Origin of the sequence: Peteryoungia algae, assembly GCF_030369675.1 — a bacterium.
Lineage (GTDB): Bacteria > Pseudomonadota > Alphaproteobacteria > Rhizobiales > Rhizobiaceae > Allorhizobium > Allorhizobium algae.
In genome coordinates, this window is record NZ_CP128477.1 from 3,703,505 (window position 1) to 3,722,291 (window position 18,787).

Sequence of the window (18,787 nt, forward strand, 5' to 3'; positions counted from 1 at the left end):
AGGGCTTAGTCTCTGAGCAGTTCGTTGATGCCGGTCTTCGAGCGGGTCTTTTCATCGACGCGCTTCACGATGACGGCGCAGTAGAGATGCGGCGCCGGCAGACCATTTGCCATCACGGCATTGCCTGACGGCATGGAGCCCGCAACGACGACGGAATAGGGCGGCACTTCGCCATACATCACTTCGCCGGTTGCGCGATCGACGATCTTGGTCGACTTGCCGATGTAAACGCCCATGCCGAGCACGGAGCCTTCGCGGATGATGCAGCCTTCGACAACCTCGGAGCGGGCGCCGATGAAGCAGTTGTCCTCGATGATCGTCGGGCCGGCCTGCAGAGGTTCGAGCACGCCGCCGATGCCGACGCCGCCGGAGAGGTGAACGTTTGCACCGATCTGGGCGCAGGAGCCGACGGTGGCCCAGGTGTCGACCATGGTGTTTTCACCGACATAGGCGCCGAGATTGACGAAGGACGGCATCAGCACGACGCCCTTGGAAACATAGGCCGAGCGGCGCACGACGGCGTTCGGCACGGCGCGGAAACCGGCGGCGCGGAACTCGTCCTCGCCCCAGCCTTCGAACTTCGACGGCACCTTGTCCCACCAGGTGGAGGCACCCGGGCCGCCCTTGACGACTTCCATGTCGTTGAGGCGGAAGGAGAGGAGCACCGCCTTCTTCAGCCACTGCTGTACGGTCCAGTTGCCGTCTTCGCCCCGGGCGGCAACCCGCACCTTGCCGCTGTCGAGCAGGTTAAGTGCCGTTTCGACAGCATCGCGGATCTCGCCCTTTGTCGCCGTCGTGACGGTATCGCGATTGTCGAATGCCGCTTCGATGACGTGTTCGAGCTGGGTGAGATCGGAGGCGCTCATCTGAATTCCTTAAACTTCGTTGTCTACCTTGGGGATTGAAACGATCAGGATCTGATCGAAAATTCGCGCAAAGCTCTAGCGCATAAAGGGCTGGAAGAAAACAGCCGCGGCAGCCCCGCAGGCTGGAAAGGAAGAGGCATGGCACAGTGGAAGAACGGCAAGCACAGGCGCAAGGACGGATCCTGGGATCCGCTGAAGGATAGCTCGACCGACAAGCAGACGGCGCAGGTCGTTCCGCGTACCCCGCAATCGGTGTCTTCGTCCTACACGCTCGCCTATGTCGATGAGGAATTCCTCTGCCGCGAGGAGCTTCGCCCCGTCCGCTTGCAGCTCGAACTTCTGAAGACGGAAATGATCCTTGCCGAGCGCAACATCAAGTCGACGGTGGTGATGTTTGGCGGAGCGCGCATTCCTGCACCGGGTGAAGCTGCCTGGGCCGCCAAGAACGACGTCCAGAAGACGAACCTCGAAAATGCATCGATCTATTACGACGAAGCCCGCAAATTCGCGCAGCTCTGCTCGAAGCGGGCGCTTCTGAGCGATTACCAGGAATTTGTCGTGGTGACCGGCGGCGGGCCGGGGGTGATGGAAGCCGGCAATCGCGGTGCAACCGAGGTCGGCGCGCCCTCGATCGGTCTCAACATCGTCCTGCCGCACGAGCAGGCGCCGAATCCTTACGTCACGCCGGAGCTCAGCTTCAACTTCCACTATTTCGCCATCCGCAAGATGCATTTTTTGATGCGCGCGAAGGCGATAACCATTTTCCCCGGCGGTTTCGGGACGCTGGATGAGTTTTTCGAGACGATCACGCTCATCCAGACCAAGCGCATGGCGCCGATCCCGCTGATCCTCTTCTCCCGCGAATTCTGGGAGGACATCATCAACTTTGAGGCGCTCGCTGCCTTCGGCACGATCGCGCCCGCGGATCTCGACCTCTTCCAGTTTGCCGAAACGGCCGAAGAAGCCTGGAAGATCATCGAGGATTTCTACGACCTGAACGACGAAGCGGCCCCGTGAGGGGCCGCCTGTTTGGTCATCTGGGGCTCTGATCTTCCGATCAGCGCATCATCATCGGCCGCTTCGGCATGTCGTCGGCGCTGATGACGCCGTCATTGTTGCGGTCCATCCGCGTGAACATCTTGTCGACCATGGCGGTTGCTTCCGCCTGGCTGATCTGGCCGTTCTCGTCGGTATCCGCGACCCGCATCATCCGGCCCTCGCCACGCATGCCATCGGGACCACGACGATTTTCACCGCGCTCTGCACGCTCGTTTTGCGCGCCGTGGCGCTTGCCGTGCTGGCCCTTGCCCTCGCCACGAGGACCATCGCCATTCATGGCCTTTTCCTGAGGGGCATCACCCGGAGGCGGTGTCGGGGCGTCGGCCTTGGCCGCTTCCCGTTCTGCCTGGCGCTCGGCCCGCATGGCGTCACGGTTTGCCTTGTGCTCTTCGCGCATCGCTTCACGGTGCTGGCGCATCTCGCCAGGAGTCAGCACGCCGTCCTTGTCGGCGTCGATGGCGGTGAACATGACCGCACCCGCAGCCGTCGCCTCTTCCTTGCTGACCTTGCCGTCCTTGTTCGTGTCGTGCTGCTGCAGCATCTGCACGAACATCGTTTCCGGACCGCCACGGCCGGCGCCACCACGGCGCTCGCTACGGTCCTGCGCAAATGCGCCGCCGGCAGTGGTGCCGATGAGGAGAGAGGCTGCTACTGCCGCCAGCGTCAGGGTCTTGCCGTTCATTTGGTAATCCTTTCGAGTGTCTGCTTCGATGGGATAACCGTAGCGGCGGGAAGGTCCCGGACCTACTTAACTCTCCGTAAGCTGCATGAAACTTTCGTAAGCTTCCGCTCACGTGTCGTCAGCGAGCAGCCTCTGCAGGAAGGTCGTCAGATCATCGGTGAGATAATCGACGATGTCAGCATCGACATGCTCCACACGCTCCCAGGTCTCCAGGATCGCAGTACCCAGATTGCGCGGCACGAGCAGCACGGTTTTCATCCCGAGTGCCTTGGGCACCATCAGATTGCGCGGCAGATCCTCGAACATCACAGCATGTTTCGTGTCGATCCGGTTAAGGCTCGCAAACTTGTCGTATGTGGCTCCGGCCGGCTTCGGCACGTAGTCGGCAGCGACGATGTCGAAGATATCGTCGAAATGGTCGAGGATGCCGAGCGCCCGTGCTGCCGCCTCGGCATGCGCAACGGTTCCATTGGTGAAGATGAACTTCCGTCCCGGAAGCCGCTTGATCGCCGAGCCCAGCGCCTCGTCCGGGATCAGCGCCGAATAGTCAATGGCATGCGCCCGCTCCAGAAACGCGTTCGGATCGACCTTGTGATGCAGCATCAAACCGGCGAGTGTCGTGCCGTGCTCGTGGTAGTAGCGCTTCTGCAGCACCTTCGCCTCGGCCGGCTCCATTTGCAGGATCTCCGCTACGAAGGCGGTCATATTCGAGTCGATCTGCTCGAAAAGGTTGATGTGATGCGGATAAAGCGTGTTGTCGAGGTCGAAGACCCAGTCGCGCACATGGGCGAAATCGGCGGGCGAGGGGATCTTGGCTGGGGTGTTCATCAGGTCCTCTTGGATGGTGCGGATCGCCTGATGACATCAGGCGCGTTGTCCCTAATTAGCATTGGTCGCCGCTTCGGGAAGTGCTATCTGGGAAAGATGGGAAAGAAGATGCCGATTTCGACAATGGAACGCGTCGTGGTCCTTCAGGACCGCAAGCGCTTGCCGTCGCGGTTTCACCCGGTCAGTGCGGGCACCATTCGCCACCGCGCCGGTTGATATACGCGGCCTTGAGCCTCAGGCGCTCTGGCGAATTTCACCACTTCATCGATCTCCCGCCGCAAGCCGGGTAAACCGCGCTGCGGCTCTTCTGGACGCTTTCCCATGGAACTCTGGGCCATCATCACGGTTGGCAGTGCCTTCCTGCAGAACCTGCGCTCGACGCTGCAAAAACACCTCAAAGGCCTGATGGGCACGACAGGCGCCACCTTCGTGCGCTTCGGATTCGGTCTGCCATTCGCCTTTCTTTATCTTGCCATCCTGCATCTTGGCCTCGGCCGCCCACTGCCGGCTCCGGGGCTGACCTTTGCGGTCTGGGCGGTCATCGGCGCGCTCGCCCAGATCAGTGCCACCTTCCTGCTCGTGCACCTCTTCTCCTTCCGCAACTTTGCAGTCGGAACGGCCTATTCGCGCACCGAACCGGCCCAGGCGGCATTGCTGGCACTCATACTCTTCGGCGAAACGATTGGCTTGGGCACCGCAGCGGCAATCCTCGTCTCCATCCTCGGTGTCATGCTGATCTCTGTGGCCCGTACGGCCTTCACGCCCTTGAGCCTCGTCACTTCGGTCACCAGCCGCACCGCGCTGATCGGCCTCGCCTCAGGCTGTTTCTTCGGCGTCTCCGCAATTGCCTACCGCACCGCCTCGCTTTCGCTGGCGCCGAGCCTGCCTGCGCCGGATGCCTTGGTCCAAGCCGGCTACACGCTCTGCGTGGTGATCACCCTCCAGACGCTGTCCATGCTTGCCTGGATGACCTGGCGTGACCGCGCCGAACTCGCCCGCGTCCGTGCCGCCTGGAAGATCAGCGCCCTCGTCGGCTTTGTCGGCGCTACGGCCTCCTTCGGCTGGTTCACGGCGATGACCCTGCAGCAAGTGGCCGTGGTCAAGGCCTTGGCCCAGGTCGAGATGCTCTTCACCTTTGCGTCCTCGGTCCTTTTCTTCAAGGAAAGCATCAACCGGCTGGAGATCGCGGGCTGCGTGCTGATCGTGTTCGGGGTGTTGCTGCTGGTTCTGGTGTGAGCCCTCATGCTGGAGTGCCCAAGCAACGCGGGCCTCGAAGCATGCTTTCGGCTGACACGTCTAAGTCCTCGTAATCCAAGGAGCGCGGTGCGTCCCTCTCAGCATGAGGGAAAAGTTTGCGCTGCCGTTTTCTCCATATGGTTGCGACCCATTCCCCAGCGCGATACACCGGATTCCGCAAGCGTGCCGAAGGCGGGAGACAAGATGATGACCGAGACGCCCGTCGTAAACCGCCCTGCCGATGCACCGCCAATGTCTGCGTCCCATCCCTACCCGAAGCGTTGGACGGCTCTGGCGGTGATGATGCTGGCGAATTTCATGAACCTGCTCGATGTCACCATCGTCAATGTCGCGCTGCCCAGTCTGCAGTCGGAACTCGGGGCAACCTCAAGCCAGATCGAATGGGTGGTGGCCGGTTATGTGCTGGTCTTCGCACTCGGTCTCCTGCCCTTCGGGCGGCTCGGTGACGTCCGGGGAAAGAAGCAGGTGTTTCTCGTCGGGGTCGCGGCCTTCACCTTTGCCTCGCTGCTCTGCGGGCTGGCGCCCGATATCGGCTGGCTTGTGGTGGCACGCCTGCTGCAAGGGGCAGGGGCGGCGGTGATGACGCCGCAGGTGCTGGCGATCGCCCAGATGATGTTTCCGCCGAAGGAGCGGGCCGCGGCCTTTTCGCTGTTTGGCCTGAGTGCGGGACTTGCGGCAGTCTCTGGGCCGATCCTCGGGGGATGGCTGATTGCTCTTGATCTCTTCGAGCTCGGCTGGCGGCCGATTTTCCTGATCAACATCCCGGTTGGCATCGTAACCATCCTGCTCGGCTGGCGGTTGATCCCGGCACTTGCGCCAAAGCCCGGTCTCAGGAACGATTTCGGTGGCATCGTGCTGGCGGCGGCCGCGATCTTCTGCATCATCTTTCCGCTTATCGAGGGGCGTGGCTTCGGCTGGCCCCTCTGGTGTTTCGCCATGCTCGCCATGGCCGTTCCACTAGGTGTCGCCTTCGGTCTCTGGGAGCGGCGCCAACACCGCTTGAAGGCGCCCGAACTCTTGCCGGTCGCGCTGATGAAGAACCGGAACTACGTCATCGGCGCGCTGATGACAGCGACCTTCTTCTCGACGCTGCCCGGCTTCTTCCTGATCTTTGCGATGTTCCTGCAGCAGGGTTATGGCCTGACGCCCCTCCAGTCCGGCATGACGACCGTGCCCTTTTCCGTCGGCATCTTTATCGCCTCGCTGATCTCGGGACGTCTTGGCAATATCGCGCCCCGAATCCGCGTTATCGTCGGCGTGGTGATGGTGGCGATCGGCATGGGCCTGCTGCGGAGCGAGATCCAGACGGTCGGCGAGATCGTTGACCGTATGGCGCTTCTGCCCTGGTTCCTGTTGAGCGGCCTTGGCATGGGCATTGCGATCGCACCGATGTTCCAGCTGGTGCTGGCGGGCGTGCCGCCGCAGGATGCAGGTGGTGGATCGGGCGCGCTTCAAGCGATCCAGCAGGTTGGCAGCGCGCTCGGGATCGCGATCGTCAGCGAGATCTTCTTCTCAGACCTGGCGCGCAATGCGGCTGAAGGACTGAGCGGCAAGGCGGCCTATGCCGAGGGCATGAGCCTCGGCTTGATCTACAACTTCGTCGCATATGCGATCGTGCTGGGCGCGGTCCTCTCCATGCGCACTGTTACGCCCGCGAGCGAGAAACTGGAGCGCCCGCTGCCGATCGAGTGACCGGCGGCAGGCAGAAGCATTGTCGGCTCAAGGGACGAGCAACGTGCCGGCACCGGTTTCGGTGAAGAGCTCGAGAAGCACGGAATGAGCAGTCTTGCCGTTGAGGATGACAACGCCCTGAACGCCGGCCTGGATCGCCTCGATACAGGTTTCGACCTTGGGAATCATGCCACCTGAAATCGTGCCGTCGGCGATCAGCGCATGCGCTTCGGCGACCGAGAGTTCCTTGATCAGCGTGCCGTTCTTGTCGAGCACGCCGGGAACGTCGGTCAGGAAAAGCAGGCGCGAGGCGTTGAGCGCACCCGCAATGGCACCGGCAAAGGTGTCGGCATTGATGTTATAGGTATGTCCATCACGGCCCGGGGCAACGGGGGCAATGACCGGGATCATTTCCGACCGTGCCAAGAGATCGAGCAGGGTGCGGTCGACTTCGACAACCTCGCCGACAAAGCCGAGATCGAGCACGCGCTCGATATTGCTGTCAGGGTCACGGACCTTCTTCTGCGCCTTTTCGGCAAAGACCATATTGCCATCCTTGCCGCAGAGCCCGATCGCCCATTCGCCGGTCTGGTTGATCAGCGCGACGATTTCCTTGTTGATCGAGCCGGCCAAGACCATTTCGACGATCTCGACCGTTTTCTGGTCGGTGACGCGCAAGCCGTTCTCGAAACGCGATTCGATGCCCATCTTGGCGAGCATGGCGCCGATCTGCGGGCCGCCGCCATGCACGACGATCGGGTTGACGCCGGACTGCTTCAGAAGCCCGATGTCGGCGGCGAAAGCCTTGCCGAGCTCGGGATTGCCCATGGCATGACCGCCATATTTGACCACGATGGTCTTGTTCTCGTAGCGCTGCATGAAGGGCAGTGCCTGGACGAGAAGGCGGGCCTGGATTTCGCTTTCGGAAGCTGACATGGAAAACCTCGCTGTGGATCGCGGCCTTTTAGCGCATGTGTCGCCGCGATGGAATAATCGCCCGGCAATATAAGCGGCGCGTGACATGCTTCTTCTTCTCGTTGCATTGTCCGCTGCTGATGATGCGCTATATGATCGGCGGTGGCGTGAGGGGGCTGAATGGAACGCGACGACATCGGCGGATTGCTGGCCCGGGTATCCCTGCGGGACCGGAATGCCTTCTCCTTGCTCTATAGTGGTGTTTCGGCGAAACTTTTCGCCATCTGCATCCGTATGCTCAAAGACAGGGGCGAGGCCGAAGAGGCGCTCCAGGATGTGTTCGTGAAGATCTGGCACAAGGCCGGCAGCTATACGGGCGACGGAGCCAATGCCTATCCATGGCTATGCGCCATCGTCCGCTACCATTGCATCGATCGCCTGAGGGCGCGTCGACCGCAGGGGGAGGATATCGAGGCTGCGGTGGATATCGCTGATCTGGCACCCGATCCGGAGCAGAATGCCGTGCTTCGATCCGAGGGCGGCCGCATTGACACCTGCCTGGAGGCATTGGATCCTGACAGGGCGCTGGCGGTACGCCAGGCCTATGTCGAAGGTCTCTCCTACCAGGAGCTGGCGGATCATTTCGCCGTTCCGCTGAACACGATGCGCACATGGCTGCGGCGAAGCCTTTTGAAACTGAGAGAGTGCATGGATGAGCACGCCTGACCAAAGCAAGGGAGACCGGTCGCGGGATGAAGTTCTCGCGGGCGAATATGTCCTCGGCGTCTTGAGCGGATCAGAACGCCAGAAGGTGGACGCGCGCCTGCGCCACGATTGGCAGTTCGCCGCCATGGTCCGTCGCTGGGAAGAGAACCTTACCCAGTTCAACGACGACTACGCCGAGGTGACGCCGCCGGATCAACTGTTTTCGACGATCGAGGATCGGCTGTTTGCATCTCCGGCCACAACGGCTGGGGTCAGAGGCAGCCTGTGGAATTCGCTGGTGCTCTGGCGCGGGCTGAGCCTCGCCTCGATCGCAGCCCTCGGTCTCGTCTTCGGCCTCGATTATGCGGAGCAGATCCGCCCGAAGCCGCAAGCGGCGCTGATGGCAGATCTCGCCGGAGACAATCAGGCCATCGCGCTCCATGCCCGTTACGACGGAGCATCCGGACGCCTTTCGGTGACGCCGGTGGCCAGTGGCGGTGCAGAGGAGCAGTCTCTGGAACTCTGGCTTGTCGAAGGAGAGCAGGCGCCGATCTCGCTCGGCGTCTTGCCGCAATCGGGGCTGGGGGAACTCGACGTTCCCGAGGATCTGCGCGCCCGCCTGACCGAAGGCGTCGTCCTGGCCGTCAGCCTCGAACCATTTGGCGGGTCGCCGACGGGCAAGGCGACAGGTCCCGTTGTGGCGGTCGGTGAAATACGGCCCTGACGAAGAAATCCCCTCGTAGAATCAATGCAATGAATGCCAGGCGGCCGGATATTTCGAGCCGCCTGAAACTTAGATGACCGCGCCTCCGTCCTTGAAGGTGTTCCCGCTGAGGAACGCCCCCGATGTCCCGCCCGAACCGCAGGGACACGATCGAGAACACCAAGGATAAGAGGAAACCGCAATGTTCAAGACCGCTCTTCGCCCGCTCGCATTCTCCGCAGCCATCCTGGCAGGCGCTGCCGCAGCCTATGCCGCCAATCCGATGGTCGGCGGTGGTGAAATGCTCGAAACCAAGAACATCGTTGAAAACGCCGTTAACTCGAAGGATCACACGACGCTGGTTGCCGCCGTTCAGGCCGCAGGTCTCGTTGAAACCCTTTCGGGCGCCGGCCCGTTCACCGTTTTCGCCCCGACCAATGACGCCTTCGCCAAGCTGCCGGCCGGCACGGTCGACACCCTGCTGAAGCCGGAAAACAAGGACCAGCTCACCAAGGTTCTGACCTGCCACGTGGTTGCAGCCGACGTGATGTCTGATGCCATCGTCAAAATGATTGCTGATGACGGCGGCGAGCACGACGTTACCACCGTTGGCGGTTGCGTGCTGAAGGCCAAGGCCATGGACGGCAAGGTCACGCTGACCGATGAAAATGGCGGTGTCTCCACCGTGACCATCGCCGACGTCAAGCAGTCGAACGGCGTGATCCATGTCGTCGACACGGTCATCCTGCCGAAGATGTAAGGCTAAGGGGGCTTAACCGCCCCTGACGCGACGACAGGCGCCTGAGCGTCAAAGGCCCTGTTTGACGGCCTCGGTGATTGCGCCCCGCAACTCTTCGAGGCCGTCTGCCTTCTCGGACGAAGTCGACAGCACTTCCGGGAAAGCGGCCGGATGCTTCTTGATCTTCTCAAGCGTTTCGGCGATCAGCCGCGGTACGCCGGCTTCCTTGATCTTGTCGGTCTTGGTGAGCACGATCTGGTAGGAAACGGCGGCCTTGTCGAGCAGGGTCAGCACCTCGTCGTCATTCTTCATGATACCGTGGCGGCTGTCGATCAGCACATAAACCCGCTTCAGTGTCGCGCGACCGCGCAGATAATCGAAGACCAGCCTGGTCCAGGCGTCGACCTGTTCTTTCGGCGCCTTGGCATAGCCGTAGCCAGGCATGTCGACGAGCGCCATCGGCGGCAGGTCGCCGGCATTGCCGGAATAGCCGTCGGGCACGAAGTAGTTGAGTTCCTGGGTGCGACCCGGCGTGTTCGAGGTGCGGGCGAGGCCAGCCTGACCGACCAGCGCATTGATCAACGACGACTTTCCGACATTCGAACGACCGGCGAAGGCGACTTCGAGCGGGCCTTCCGGCGGCAGGAAGTCCATCGATGGCACGCCGCGGATGAAGATCCACGGGCGGACGAACAGGGGATAGTCACTTCTCTGATTGGGGTCGCGCATGGCTTGGGTCTCTCTTGAACCCGGTCAAATCAGGGTTTTGCGCGGCAAAGTCAAGCCGCTGCTGCATCTGGGTGCCTCGGCCCCTGCCGTGCGTGGTTGATGAGATAGGTGAAGAGGGCCGCCATGACGAGTGCGCCCCCGATGATTGTGCGGCCGGAAGGGATCTCGTTGTGCAGGATCACCATCCAGACCGGGGCGAGGATCATTTCGGCTGTACCGATCAGGGCGGCGAGCGCCGAGGGGATCATGCGCGCGCCCGTGACATAAAGCGCCATGCCGAGCCCCAGATTGAGTGCGCCGAAGCAGAAGAGAAGTGCGAGGTCGTGTCCGCTGACGGCAAAGGTGCCGGCCTGGCTGGCGGCTATTGCGGACGCGATGAACGAGCCGCCACAGGCCGCGGGCGTCATGCGGATGCCGGGATAGCTGCGGGTGACCACCGTCATGCAGGCAAAGATCGCCGGAATGGCTGCGGCAAGCGCCAGCCCGAGGATTGAGCCGCCGTCGCCGATCGATGATGACACCATGATACCGACGCCAAGGATGACCGCGAAGATGGCGCCCCAGGTGACGGGCGAAATCGGCTCTTTCAGCACGATCCGCGCGAGAAGGGCGGCAAAGAGCGGGATGGAGGCCAAGAACAGCACGACATTCGCGACCGGCGTCATCGTCACTGCCAAGACAAAGAAGGTGGAGACGAGGGCAAAGCCGACGGCGATGAAGAAGCCGGGCCAGCCCATGGAGCGGAAGAGACGGATGGTGCCGTCGAACCGATCGCGCAGCAGCATGAAGGCCAGAAGGAAAAGCCCGGCGAACTGGCAGCGCCAGAAGACGATGGTCCAACCGTCCTCCACACCGATGAAGCGTTGGATTGCACCGCCATAGCTCCAGGCCAGGGCAGAGCCGGCAACGAGCGCGATGCCGAGCCAGGCGCGTGGAGTGGGGGCAGTGATGTCCGTCATTGGCGATCTCGTTCCAAAAAGCAGAAAGCCCCGGCTTGGGCCGGGGCTTTCTGATCGTTATTTGGTCGTTGCGGGCTTTCGCCGGAACATTCGACCAATGTTCTTGAACAGTTCGATCTCGACGCCGTGGCGCTTCATGATCAAGCCCTGCTGCAGGATCGACAGCGTGTTGTTCCAGGCCCAGTAGATCACCAGACCTGCCGGGAAAGTGCCGAGCATGAAGGTGAAGATCACGGGCATCCAGTTGAACAGCATCGCCTGGGTCGGATCCGGCGGCGTCGGGTTCATCCGCATCTGCAGCCACATGGTCACGCCCATGATGATCGGCCAGACGCCGAGATGCAGGAAGGACGGCGCATCGAAGGGCAACAGGCCGAAGAGGTTGATGAAGGTCGTCGGATCGGGCGCCGAGAGATCCTGGATCCAGCCGAAGAACGGCGCATGACGCATTTCGATCGTGACGTAGATGACCTTGTAGAGGGCGAAGAAGACCGGGATCTGCAGGAGAACCGGCCAGCAGCCGGCAACCGGATTGATCTTCTCTTCCTTGTAGAGCGCCATCATCGCCTGCTGCAGGCCCATGCGGTCGTCGGCGAACTTGGTCTTCAGCTCTTCAAGCTTCGGCTGCACGCGCTTCATGTTGGCCATGGAGGCGTATTGCTTGCTGGCGAGCGGGAAGAACAGGAGCTTCACGACGATGGTGGTGAGCAGGATGGCCACGCCGAAATTGCCAACGAGATGGAAGAAGTAGTCCATCAGGTGGAACATCGGCTTGGTGATGAAATAGAACCAGCCCCAGTCGATCATCAGGTCGAACTTCGGAATGCCCAGGCTTTCCTGATAGCTGTCAATGACCGGAACCTGCTTGGCGCCGGCGAAGAGAAGTGTCTTCACCGAGGTGCTCTGGCCGGCGGGAATGCTGACGGCGTCGTTCTTGTAGTCGGCCTGGAAACGGGCCTGGCCATCAGTGAAGTACGAGAAGCGCGATTCGTAAGGGAGCGTCTGCTGCGGGATGAGCGACGTTGCCCAGTACTTGTCGGTGATGCCGATCCAGCCGCCGGTCGCCTTGGCATTGGCGATCGCCTCTTCCTCGACATCCGTGTAGTCGTGTTCGGCGAGGCTGCCTTCGGTTCCAAGGACGCCGAGGAAACCTTCATGCAGGACGAAGATCGAGGGCGTTGCGGGCTTGTTATAGCGCGTGACACGGCCATAGGGCGCAAGGCTTGCGGCAGCCGTGCCATTGTTGACGATCTCGTCTTCGATGGTGAACATGTAATGTTCGTCGACGGTGATCTTGCGGGAGAAGGTCAGACCGGCTTCGTTCGTGAAAGTCAGCGTGACAGGCGTCGTCTCGGTAAGCTTGGAGCCGTCCGCTGCGGTCCAGACGGTGTTCGGACCCGGAACGGACCCGGCATTTTCCCCGGCGATGAAGCCGAGTTCGGCAAAATAGGCGTCGCGGGTTTCAGCCGGATTGAACAGGGTGACGATCGGGCTCGCCGGATCCACGGTCTCGCGATATTGGCGCAGCTTCAGATCGTCGAGGCGGCCGCCGGTCAGGTTGATCGAACCAACCAGGTCCTGCGTCTCGATCGCAACACGCGCCGTCTTTGCGACGGCTGCTTCGCGGCTGGCTTCCGCAGTGGCGACACCACCGGCCGGAAGGCTGCCATCGACGGTCGCGGCCGGTGTGGTGACCTGCTGCTCGGTCTGAGCCTGCTGCTGTTCGATCTGGGCTTCCTGGACCTTGCGCTGGGCTTCGATCCGCGGGTTCATGTAGAAGAACTGCCAGGCGAGGACGATCACCACCGATAAGGCAATCGCGATGAAATAGTTGCGGTTGTTCTGCATCACTCTTTCCTGGGAGCGGTCTTGTCGGACCGGCTTTTGTTCGACGGGCGGTTTTCGATGCGGTGGACCAATTGCCGGGACAATTGATCAAAGGGAATACCCAGCACCTCGCGCCGGGCGACAATGACATAGTCGTGTCCCGGCTGCATTGCAAACGCCGCATTCAGTCGCACGGCTTCCTTCAACCTGCGCCGCATGCGGTTTCGCTCTACTGCATTGCCGTGTTTCTTGGTGACGGTGAAGCCCACACGGGGCGGCGCGTCGTCCTTGCGGTCGAGCACTTCGAGAAGGAAGATGCGACCCTTGCGCGCTTCGCCGTGTCTCACGGCGAGAAACTGGGGCCGGCTTTTCAGCCGGCCGACAGGATTTTTGGAGTCCGTGGACGTCATGGGCCCGTCATCTCGTCGGGCTCATCTGGCCGTTAGGCCGAAAGCTTGGCGCGACCGCGACCGCGGCGAGCGTTCAAGACCAGGCGGCCGCCCTTGGTGGCCATACGCGCACGGAAGCCGTGGCGGCGCTTGCGAACAAGCTTGGAAGGTTGGAAAGTACGCTTCGACATTTATTTAATACCGCGGTGTGCGGCCCTTCTTGGATGTGCAAATTGCAACAGCGTTTTAGTTCTTCGCACGGGTACGCGCCGCCGGGCGCATGTTTCCGAACGTGCGCGGCTTATAGTGTCAGGGGGCCTAGGAGTCAATCAGCCGGGCAAGAACCGTCTCCAGTCTTGCGAATTCGTGATATATGGCGGCTTTGCCGACGTCCGTCATGCAATCTCTCTCCTTAACATGAACGAAGTTTCATGTTTCTTCGCGACTTACACATGGCATGTGCGATCGCGCTGCATTAGTCTTGTGACGCTGCCTTGATGTTTGTGAAGCTCGGGCAGTGGACAGGGCGATAGGAACCAGGGCTGATGTTCGACCGGCAGGACAGTGATCTGCAGGACAGTGATCTGCAGGCAGACCTCTCCGGAGGTTACGCCATGCCGTCCCGCATCCGCGGTTTGTCGGGCAAGCTGCTCTGGCTGACGATCGCCTTTGTCATGCTGGCCGAAATTCTCATCTTTGCGCCTTCTGTGGCGACCATGCGCCAGCGCTGGCTGCAGGACCGTCTCAACACGGCGGCGGCCGCAAGCGTCGTGATCGACGGCCTGCAACCGCTGGAATTGCCCCGTGGCGTGCAGGACCTTACTCTTGCGACGACAGGGACCAAGGCGATCGTTCTGCGTAAGGACGGCACGTCTCAGTTGCTCGCTGTCACGGAGATGCCGAGCGAAGTGGATGCCGCCTTCGATCTCGCTGACTATTCCGAATTCGGCTCCATCCGCGATGCCCTCTACACGCTTTTCTTCGGCGGCGATCGGCTGCTCCGGGTTTATGGCCCGATTGCCGAGACGAGCGAAGTGACCGTCGAAATCGTCATCGACGAGGCGCCGCTGCGCAAGGCTATGCTGGGTTATGCGCGCAACATCCTCGTCGTATCCCTGATCATTTCGGTCATCACGGCCTTCCTGATGTTCCTCGCCATCAACCGGGTGATGATCATGCCGGTCCGACGGCTCGCCCGCAGCATGCAATTCTTCGCGGAAGCCCCCGAGGATCCGACCCGTGTGCTGCCGACGCCCGAAGGCAAGGATGAGATTGCCGTTGCGGGGCGCCATCTGTCGCGCATGCAGGTCCAGTTGCAGAAGACGCTGCGCCAGCAGAAGACGCTCGCCGACCTCGGTCTCGCAGTCTCGAAGATCAATCATGACATGCGCAACATTCTGGCTTCGGCCCAGCTGATGTCCGACCGGCTGGTGGATGTGGACGATCCGCTGGTGAAGAGCTTTGCACCGAAGTTGTTGCGGACCATTGACCGTGCTGTCGGGTATACGAGCGAAGTTCTGTCCTATGGGCAGACATCGGAGGCCGCGCCGCGCCGGCGGCGATTTCTCCTGGCGGAGCTCTGCCAGGAAGTGCGCGACCTCCTGCATCTAAGTCCGGAAACCGGCATTGAATTTGTCGACAGCGTCGGCACGGATATCGAAGTGGACGCCGACAGCGAGCAATTGTTCCGCGTGGTTCACAACATCTGCCGCAATGCGGTTCAGGCCCTGGCCGGCTTCTCGACCGACGATCCCGATCATGTCCGGCGCATCACCATCTCGGCGCAGCGCACCGGCTCTGTCGTCGGCATCGTCATCGACGACACGGGGCCAGGCATGCCGCGCAAGGCCCGCGAAAACCTGTTTGCCGCCTTCCGCGGCTCTGCCCGCTCCGGCGGCACGGGGCTCGGCCTCGCCATTGCCCGCGAACTCGTGATCGCCCATGGCGGCACCATCGCGCTGGTCGAAAAACCCGGCCCGGGCACTATGTTCCGGGTCGAGATCCCTGACAGGCCAGTGGCTCTCGACGATTGGCGCGCCCGCGCCTGAGCGAAGCCTGGCCGGGACGTGACAGGAAAAAGACTCTTTTTCGAAATGGACGCTTGCATTCCGGATCGTCCCGTTTTAGAGGATCGCCACACGCCGACGAACAGTCGGTTGGCACGCACCCGTAGCTCAGCTGGATAGAGCACCAGACTACGAATCTGGGGGTCAGGAGTTCGAATCTCTTCGGGTGCGCCATTCTTTCTCTGATTATATTATTGCACCAACCTGACACTGTACGTGTCCTGGCTGCATCTATGCAGACAGCGGCGCTTGCCCGTAGTGGCGGGCTCGCTGGGTGAGACTGCACAGTCCAGGGAGATGCGGTTCTCAGTTCCGCAACGGCTTCTGTGCGAGCACATATAGAAAATGCAGGCTGCTGGGCCACTGATGCCCAAGGACGCTTCCGTCCCTGTCCATGAGTAGCGGATCGCTTGCAAAGCCCGCCTGTGCGAGTTGATCCAGAAGATGTCGGCGCGTGGTCGCATGCACCATGATGCCGAAATCATGCGCGCCATGCATCAGGATCGCATGGTCCTCTGCGCGCAGCTCGAGCGTTCGATGCTTCCTGAGGCGAATGGCCTTGAGGATGCCACCCTCGACATAGCGATAGAGCCTGAACCCCAGCCGTAGCGGATCCATAGTCCATGCCACCCGCCTGTAGTCGGGCAGGGCCTCGAATCCCTGCCAGTCCTTGTGAAAGGTCGAGAAGACGAAGTGCCCGCCGGGGGAAAGCACCCGGGAGACTTCTTCCAGCACCCGCACTCGACCAGCCGGATCGACCGAATCGATGCCGTTGAAGCTGAAGACGACCAGATCGAACGATGCGTCGGCAAAGGCGCTTAGATCGCGCGCATCCATATGCTCGAACCGCAATGCCGGGTGGTTGGCCCTTGCCCGCTCCACCATGGGCGCCGTGTAGTCGATGCCGATATAGTCCCGACCGTTCGCGAGCAGGCCTGCGGTCCGGCCGCCACCGACCCCGATATCGAGAACGCGCCTGCCGACCTGTGCCGTCCCAAGGTCGAATGCTGTTCGCTCCCCTTCGTCGAGGAAGCCTTCGCTGCGACTGTATTCGCGGATCGACCAGGCGTTTTCCCAGGTCTTGCGATTGATCGTCTCCATCCGGTGCATGGCGGTCTCCAGTCTAGATCTGGACGAAAGCTAACACTTATGGCGGTCCGCTTCGGGAGAGAGTTAATAAAGGGTTAATTTCAGGATCGGGCTTCAGTGATGCGTTAAGCAAAAGAAGACCAGACGGCGCTCCCTCTCGACTCCCCATTGGCCCTCCGCCCCCTTGATTGTCTGTCGAACTGTTCAACAAAAGCACTTGGATGTGACACAGTGCTGATTTACAGGATGCTGCAACGTTGCAGATCGAGAACCGTTAGGCGGCCTCTTGAGCTCTCAGGTGTCCTTGTGATCTTGAATGGCAACGCTCCGCTTCGGGGCGGTGAATTCGACCGAGTGTGGGATAGAAGACATGAGATGGAAGCGCACACTTCAACTGCTCGATGTGCATGCCGAGGGTGAAATCGGCAGGGTCGCCACCGGTGGCGTCCCGAAGATCCCGGGTGAGACCGTGGCGGATCAGTTGCTCTGGCTAAACACGGACCCGAAGGGTGAGGCGCTCCGGCGCATGCTCGTGCTGGAACCTCGCGGTGCGCCGATTGGCTCCGTCAACCTGCTGTTGCCGCCGAAGAACCCGGCGGCCGATGCGGCCTTCGTCATCCTACAGCCGGACCAGGCCCATGCGAGCTCGGGCTCCAATTCCATCTGCGTCACGACAGCACTTCTCGAAAGTGGCATGGTCGAGATGCAGGAGCCGGAGACGATCGTGATGCTGGAAACAGCGGCCGGACTCGTCAAGGCGACGGCCACCTGTCGCGACGGGCGCTGCGAGCGGGTGAAACTCACCATGGTCCCCTCCTTCGTCCACGACCTGGATGTTTCGCTCGAGACCGAGCAATGGGGTCGCATCACCTTCGACCTGAGCTATGGCGGCATTTTTTATGCGCTGGTCGATGTCGATCAGGTGGGACTGACCATCGAAAAGGGCAATGCAAGGGCGCTGGTCGAAGCCGGCATGATCCTCAAGGAGGAAATCAACCGGAAGATCCCGGTGGTTCATCCCGAAATCCCGGCAATCTCGGGCGTGGCCTATGTGATGTTCCGCGATGTCGATCCCGATGGCGCGATCCGCACATGCACGACCATGTGGCCGGGACGTGTCGATCGTTCCCCCTGCGGCACAGGCAATTCAGCCAATCTCGCGACACTTCATGCGCGTGGCAAGGTCAAGGTCGGCGACGTGATGCTGTCCCGCTCGATCATCGGTTCAGAGTTCGAGGTCGGTCTCGCCGCCGTTTCGGAGGTCGCCGGACGCCCGGCCGTCATTCCGACGATCAGCGGCCGCGGTTTCACCTTCGGCCTGCATCAGGTGGCGCTGGACCCCTTCGACCCCTTCGAGCACGGTTTCGCCCTGACCGATGTCTGGGGCCCGTCGTCAGGTTCGATTGGTTGACTGTCTCAACTTGGTTTCCGCGTTGTTCCAAATTGAATGAAATTCAATGATATCTGGTAGCCGAATTATAAGGGTCTTGTTTTTCGGCATCTTGCTATCGATCGACGCGACCGAATAAGTAAGATTCATAGACATGAATGCGACAAGTAATCCGTAAATGAAAGCTAACCCTTCGACAGGTTCTTCCGTGCCGCTCCCGGCAAACACGCTTCCGACACTGCGCGGATGCGCGATATTTGCTGGGTTGACCCCGGAGGAAGACCGCGAGTGGCTGGCTCGCTGCCATTCGCGCACCTTGAGTGCCGGCGAAAGTCTCGTCGATTTCGAAGACATGTCCAAGGATGTCTTTATCGTGCTGACCGGGGAGATCCGCGCCGTACTGCGGTTTTCGGTCGGCAAGGAAGCCATTCTCGGTAGCTTCAAGCGCGGCGACATCCTGGGCGAACAGTCCGCCATCGACGACATGGCCCGCTCGGCGAGCTTGATGGCCGTCAGCGACGCCACGGTGACCGTGATCCCCTGCATCGTCTTTCACGATATCCTGCAGCAGAGAGCCGACGTGGCGCTGGCACTGCTCCAGCTCCTGTCCAAGCGCATCCGCGCCATGAACGACCGCCTGTCGGAACTCTCCTTCCTGGACACAAAGCACCGGCTCTACAACACCCTGCTCAGGCTTTCGCGCGTGCGCAACGACGGTGGCCGCGAACGCATCATTTCACCGCCGCTCGTGCATGCGGAACTGGCGGAGCATATCGGCGCAAGCCGTGAAACGGTATCGCGCGAAATGTCGAGGCTGGCGCGCGAGCAGCTGGTGGAGCGCACCAGCCGCGCCATTGTTCTCAAGAACCCTGTCGAGTTGTCCCGGCGTATCTCCCGCGCCCTCGAAGGGTAG

General features: G+C 61.3%; 19 protein-coding genes and 1 tRNA gene. 10 read left to right on the forward strand and 10 right to left on the reverse strand.

All coding sequences use genetic code 11. From position 1 onward, the window contains the following. Nucleotides 1-5: 5 nt before the first annotated feature. Nucleotides 6-866, reverse strand: a complete 861-nt coding sequence (dapD, locus tag QTL56_RS17565; protein WP_245134472.1) for a 2,3,4,5-tetrahydropyridine-2,6-dicarboxylate N-succinyltransferase — start codon at nt 864-866, stop codon at nt 6-8. Between the two features lie 138 nt (nt 867-1,004). Between dapD and QTL56_RS17570 the strand changes: the two genes are divergently transcribed. Next, on the forward strand, nt 1,005-1,883 hold the full coding sequence (locus QTL56_RS17570) for an LOG family protein (protein WP_245134473.1): 879 nt from the start codon (nt 1,005-1,007) through the stop codon (nt 1,881-1,883). Nucleotides 1,884-1,923: 40 nt separating this feature from the next. Here the strand turns inward: QTL56_RS17570 and QTL56_RS17575 are convergent, their stop codons facing one another. Continuing rightward, nucleotides 1,924-2,607: an EF-hand domain-containing protein gene (locus QTL56_RS17575; protein ID WP_245134474.1), complete on the reverse strand. Its 684-nt coding sequence runs from the start codon at nt 2,605-2,607 to the stop codon at nt 1,924-1,926. Between the two features lie 108 nt (nt 2,608-2,715). Then, on the reverse strand, nt 2,716-3,435 hold the full coding sequence (locus QTL56_RS17580) for a pyrimidine 5'-nucleotidase (RefSeq protein ID WP_245134476.1): 720 nt from the start codon (nt 3,433-3,435) through the stop codon (nt 2,716-2,718). Between the two features lie 321 nt (nt 3,436-3,756). Here QTL56_RS17580 and QTL56_RS17585 point away from each other — a divergent pair, with 321 nt between their 5' ends. Continuing rightward, nucleotides 3,757-4,671, forward strand: a complete 915-nt coding sequence (locus tag QTL56_RS17585; RefSeq protein WP_245134477.1) for an EamA family transporter — start codon at nt 3,757-3,759, stop codon at nt 4,669-4,671. A 207-nt stretch (nt 4,672-4,878) separates the two neighbouring features. Next, nucleotides 4,879-6,384 carry an MFS transporter gene (locus tag QTL56_RS17590; RefSeq protein ID WP_245134479.1) on the forward strand — a complete coding sequence of 502 codons (1,506 nt, stop codon included), beginning with the start codon at nt 4,879-4,881 and terminating at the stop codon, nt 6,382-6,384. Nucleotides 6,385-6,411: 27 nt separating this feature from the next. On the opposite strand, the gene argB is transcribed toward QTL56_RS17590, so the two are convergent. Beyond that, nucleotides 6,412-7,299, reverse strand: coding sequence for an acetylglutamate kinase (argB, locus tag QTL56_RS17595; protein WP_229573389.1), 888 nt, complete (start codon nt 7,297-7,299; stop codon nt 6,412-6,414). A 159-nt stretch (nt 7,300-7,458) separates the two neighbouring features. Here argB and QTL56_RS17600 point away from each other — a divergent pair, with 159 nt between their 5' ends. The 3 genes from QTL56_RS17600 to QTL56_RS17610 all read left to right on the forward strand — a co-directional run bounded on the left by QTL56_RS17600 (nt 7,459) and on the right by QTL56_RS17610 (nt 9,446). After that, nucleotides 7,459-8,004 (forward strand): sigma-70 family RNA polymerase sigma factor, encoded by a 546-nt coding sequence (locus QTL56_RS17600; RefSeq protein ID WP_229573388.1) that lies wholly within the window; start codon nt 7,459-7,461, stop codon nt 8,002-8,004. Next, nucleotides 7,991-8,707 carry an anti-sigma factor gene (locus QTL56_RS17605; RefSeq protein WP_245134481.1) on the forward strand — a complete coding sequence of 239 codons (717 nt, stop codon included), beginning with the start codon at nt 7,991-7,993 and terminating at the stop codon, nt 8,705-8,707. The genes QTL56_RS17600 and QTL56_RS17605 overlap by 14 nt, the downstream gene beginning before the upstream one ends. A gap of 181 nt (nt 8,708-8,888) precedes the next feature. Then, complete coding sequence (locus QTL56_RS17610) at nt 8,889-9,446, forward strand: fasciclin domain-containing protein (protein ID WP_229573385.1); 558 nt, start codon at nt 8,889-8,891, stop codon at nt 9,444-9,446. Between the two features lie 48 nt (nt 9,447-9,494). On the opposite strand, the gene yihA is transcribed toward QTL56_RS17610, so the two are convergent. The 5 genes from yihA to rpmH are packed head-to-tail and all read right to left on the reverse strand — an operon-like array spanning nt 9,495 to nt 13,520. Further along, nucleotides 9,495-10,154 carry a ribosome biogenesis GTP-binding protein YihA/YsxC gene (yihA, locus tag QTL56_RS17615; protein WP_229573383.1) on the reverse strand — a complete coding sequence of 220 codons (660 nt, stop codon included), beginning with the start codon at nt 10,152-10,154 and terminating at the stop codon, nt 9,495-9,497. Nucleotides 10,155-10,204: 50 nt separating this feature from the next. Continuing rightward, on the reverse strand, nt 10,205-11,113 hold the full coding sequence (locus QTL56_RS17620; protein WP_245134483.1) for a DMT family transporter: 909 nt from the start codon (nt 11,111-11,113) through the stop codon (nt 10,205-10,207). A gap of 57 nt (nt 11,114-11,170) precedes the next feature. Next, complete coding sequence (yidC, locus tag QTL56_RS17625) at nt 11,171-12,961, reverse strand: membrane protein insertase YidC (protein WP_245134485.1); 1,791 nt, start codon at nt 12,959-12,961, stop codon at nt 11,171-11,173. Then, complete coding sequence (gene rnpA, locus QTL56_RS17630; RefSeq protein ID WP_245134487.1) at nt 12,961-13,350, reverse strand: ribonuclease P protein component; 390 nt, start codon at nt 13,348-13,350, stop codon at nt 12,961-12,963. Before rnpA ends, yidC begins: the two co-directional genes overlap by 1 nt. Before the next feature lie 32 nt (nt 13,351-13,382). Continuing rightward, on the reverse strand, nt 13,383-13,520 hold the full coding sequence (gene rpmH / locus QTL56_RS17635) for a 50S ribosomal protein L34 (RefSeq protein WP_102020813.1): 138 nt from the start codon (nt 13,518-13,520) through the stop codon (nt 13,383-13,385). A gap of 423 nt (nt 13,521-13,943) precedes the next feature. On the opposite strand from rpmH, the gene QTL56_RS17640 reads away from it, so the two are divergent. Continuing rightward, nucleotides 13,944-15,377, forward strand: coding sequence for a sensor histidine kinase (locus tag QTL56_RS17640; RefSeq protein ID WP_245135480.1), 1,434 nt, complete (start codon nt 13,944-13,946; stop codon nt 15,375-15,377). A gap of 115 nt (nt 15,378-15,492) precedes the next feature. Then, a tRNA-Arg gene (locus QTL56_RS17645) sits at nt 15,493-15,569 on the forward strand. A gap of 132 nt (nt 15,570-15,701) precedes the next feature. Here QTL56_RS17645 and QTL56_RS17650 read toward each other — a convergent pair. Then, nucleotides 15,702-16,505 (reverse strand): class I SAM-dependent methyltransferase, encoded by an 804-nt coding sequence (locus tag QTL56_RS17650; protein WP_245134489.1) that lies wholly within the window; start codon nt 16,503-16,505, stop codon nt 15,702-15,704. A gap of 349 nt (nt 16,506-16,854) precedes the next feature. Between QTL56_RS17650 and QTL56_RS17655 the strand changes: the two genes are divergently transcribed. Together QTL56_RS17655 and QTL56_RS17660 are read left to right on the forward strand one after the other, a co-directional pair. Continuing rightward, entirely contained in the window at nt 16,855-17,895 is a 1,041-nt protein-coding gene (locus QTL56_RS17655) for a 4-hydroxyproline epimerase (protein WP_245134491.1), read from the forward strand. Nucleotides 17,896-18,052: 157 nt separating this feature from the next. Next, on the forward strand, nt 18,053-18,787 hold the full coding sequence (locus QTL56_RS17660; protein ID WP_245134492.1) for a Crp/Fnr family transcriptional regulator: 735 nt from the start codon (nt 18,053-18,055) through the stop codon (nt 18,785-18,787).

Bases quoted from the DNA above. Each gene is read 5' to 3' on its own strand.
- dapD (WP_245134472.1), bottom strand. From the start codon at position 866: ATGAGCGCCTCCGATCTCACCCAGCTCGAACACGTCATCGAAGCGGCA.
- QTL56_RS17570 (WP_245134473.1), top strand. From the start codon at position 1,005: ATGGCACAGTGGAAGAACGGCAAGCACAGGCGCAAGGACGGATCCTGG.
- QTL56_RS17575 (WP_245134474.1), bottom strand. From the start codon at position 2,607: ATGAACGGCAAGACCCTGACGCTGGCGGCAGTAGCAGCCTCTCTCCTC.
- QTL56_RS17580 (WP_245134476.1), bottom strand. From the start codon at position 3,435: ATGAACACCCCAGCCAAGATCCCCTCGCCCGCCGATTTCGCCCATGTG.
- QTL56_RS17585 (WP_245134477.1), top strand. From the start codon at position 3,757: ATGGAACTCTGGGCCATCATCACGGTTGGCAGTGCCTTCCTGCAGAAC.
- QTL56_RS17590 (WP_245134479.1), top strand. From the start codon at position 4,879: ATGACCGAGACGCCCGTCGTAAACCGCCCTGCCGATGCACCGCCAATG.
- argB (WP_229573389.1), bottom strand. From the start codon at position 7,299: ATGTCAGCTTCCGAAAGCGAAATCCAGGCCCGCCTTCTCGTCCAGGCA.
- QTL56_RS17600 (WP_229573388.1), top strand. From the start codon at position 7,459: ATGGAACGCGACGACATCGGCGGATTGCTGGCCCGGGTATCCCTGCGG.
- QTL56_RS17605 (WP_245134481.1), top strand. From the start codon at position 7,991: ATGAGCACGCCTGACCAAAGCAAGGGAGACCGGTCGCGGGATGAAGTT.
- QTL56_RS17610 (WP_229573385.1), top strand. From the start codon at position 8,889: ATGTTCAAGACCGCTCTTCGCCCGCTCGCATTCTCCGCAGCCATCCTG.
- yihA (WP_229573383.1), bottom strand. From the start codon at position 10,154: ATGCGCGACCCCAATCAGAGAAGTGACTATCCCCTGTTCGTCCGCCCG.
- QTL56_RS17620 (WP_245134483.1), bottom strand. From the start codon at position 11,113: ATGACGGACATCACTGCCCCCACTCCACGCGCCTGGCTCGGCATCGCG.
- yidC (WP_245134485.1), bottom strand. From the start codon at position 12,961: ATGCAGAACAACCGCAACTATTTCATCGCGATTGCCTTATCGGTGGTG.
- rnpA (WP_245134487.1), bottom strand. From the start codon at position 13,350: ATGACGTCCACGGACTCCAAAAATCCTGTCGGCCGGCTGAAAAGCCGG.
- rpmH (WP_102020813.1), bottom strand. From the start codon at position 13,520: ATGTCGAAGCGTACTTTCCAACCTTCCAAGCTTGTTCGCAAGCGCCGC.
- QTL56_RS17640 (WP_245135480.1), top strand. From the start codon at position 13,944: ATGCCGTCCCGCATCCGCGGTTTGTCGGGCAAGCTGCTCTGGCTGACG.
- QTL56_RS17650 (WP_245134489.1), bottom strand. From the start codon at position 16,505: ATGCACCGGATGGAGACGATCAATCGCAAGACCTGGGAAAACGCCTGG.
- QTL56_RS17655 (WP_245134491.1), top strand. From the start codon at position 16,855: ATGAGATGGAAGCGCACACTTCAACTGCTCGATGTGCATGCCGAGGGT.
- QTL56_RS17660 (WP_245134492.1), top strand. From the start codon at position 18,053: ATGAAAGCTAACCCTTCGACAGGTTCTTCCGTGCCGCTCCCGGCAAAC.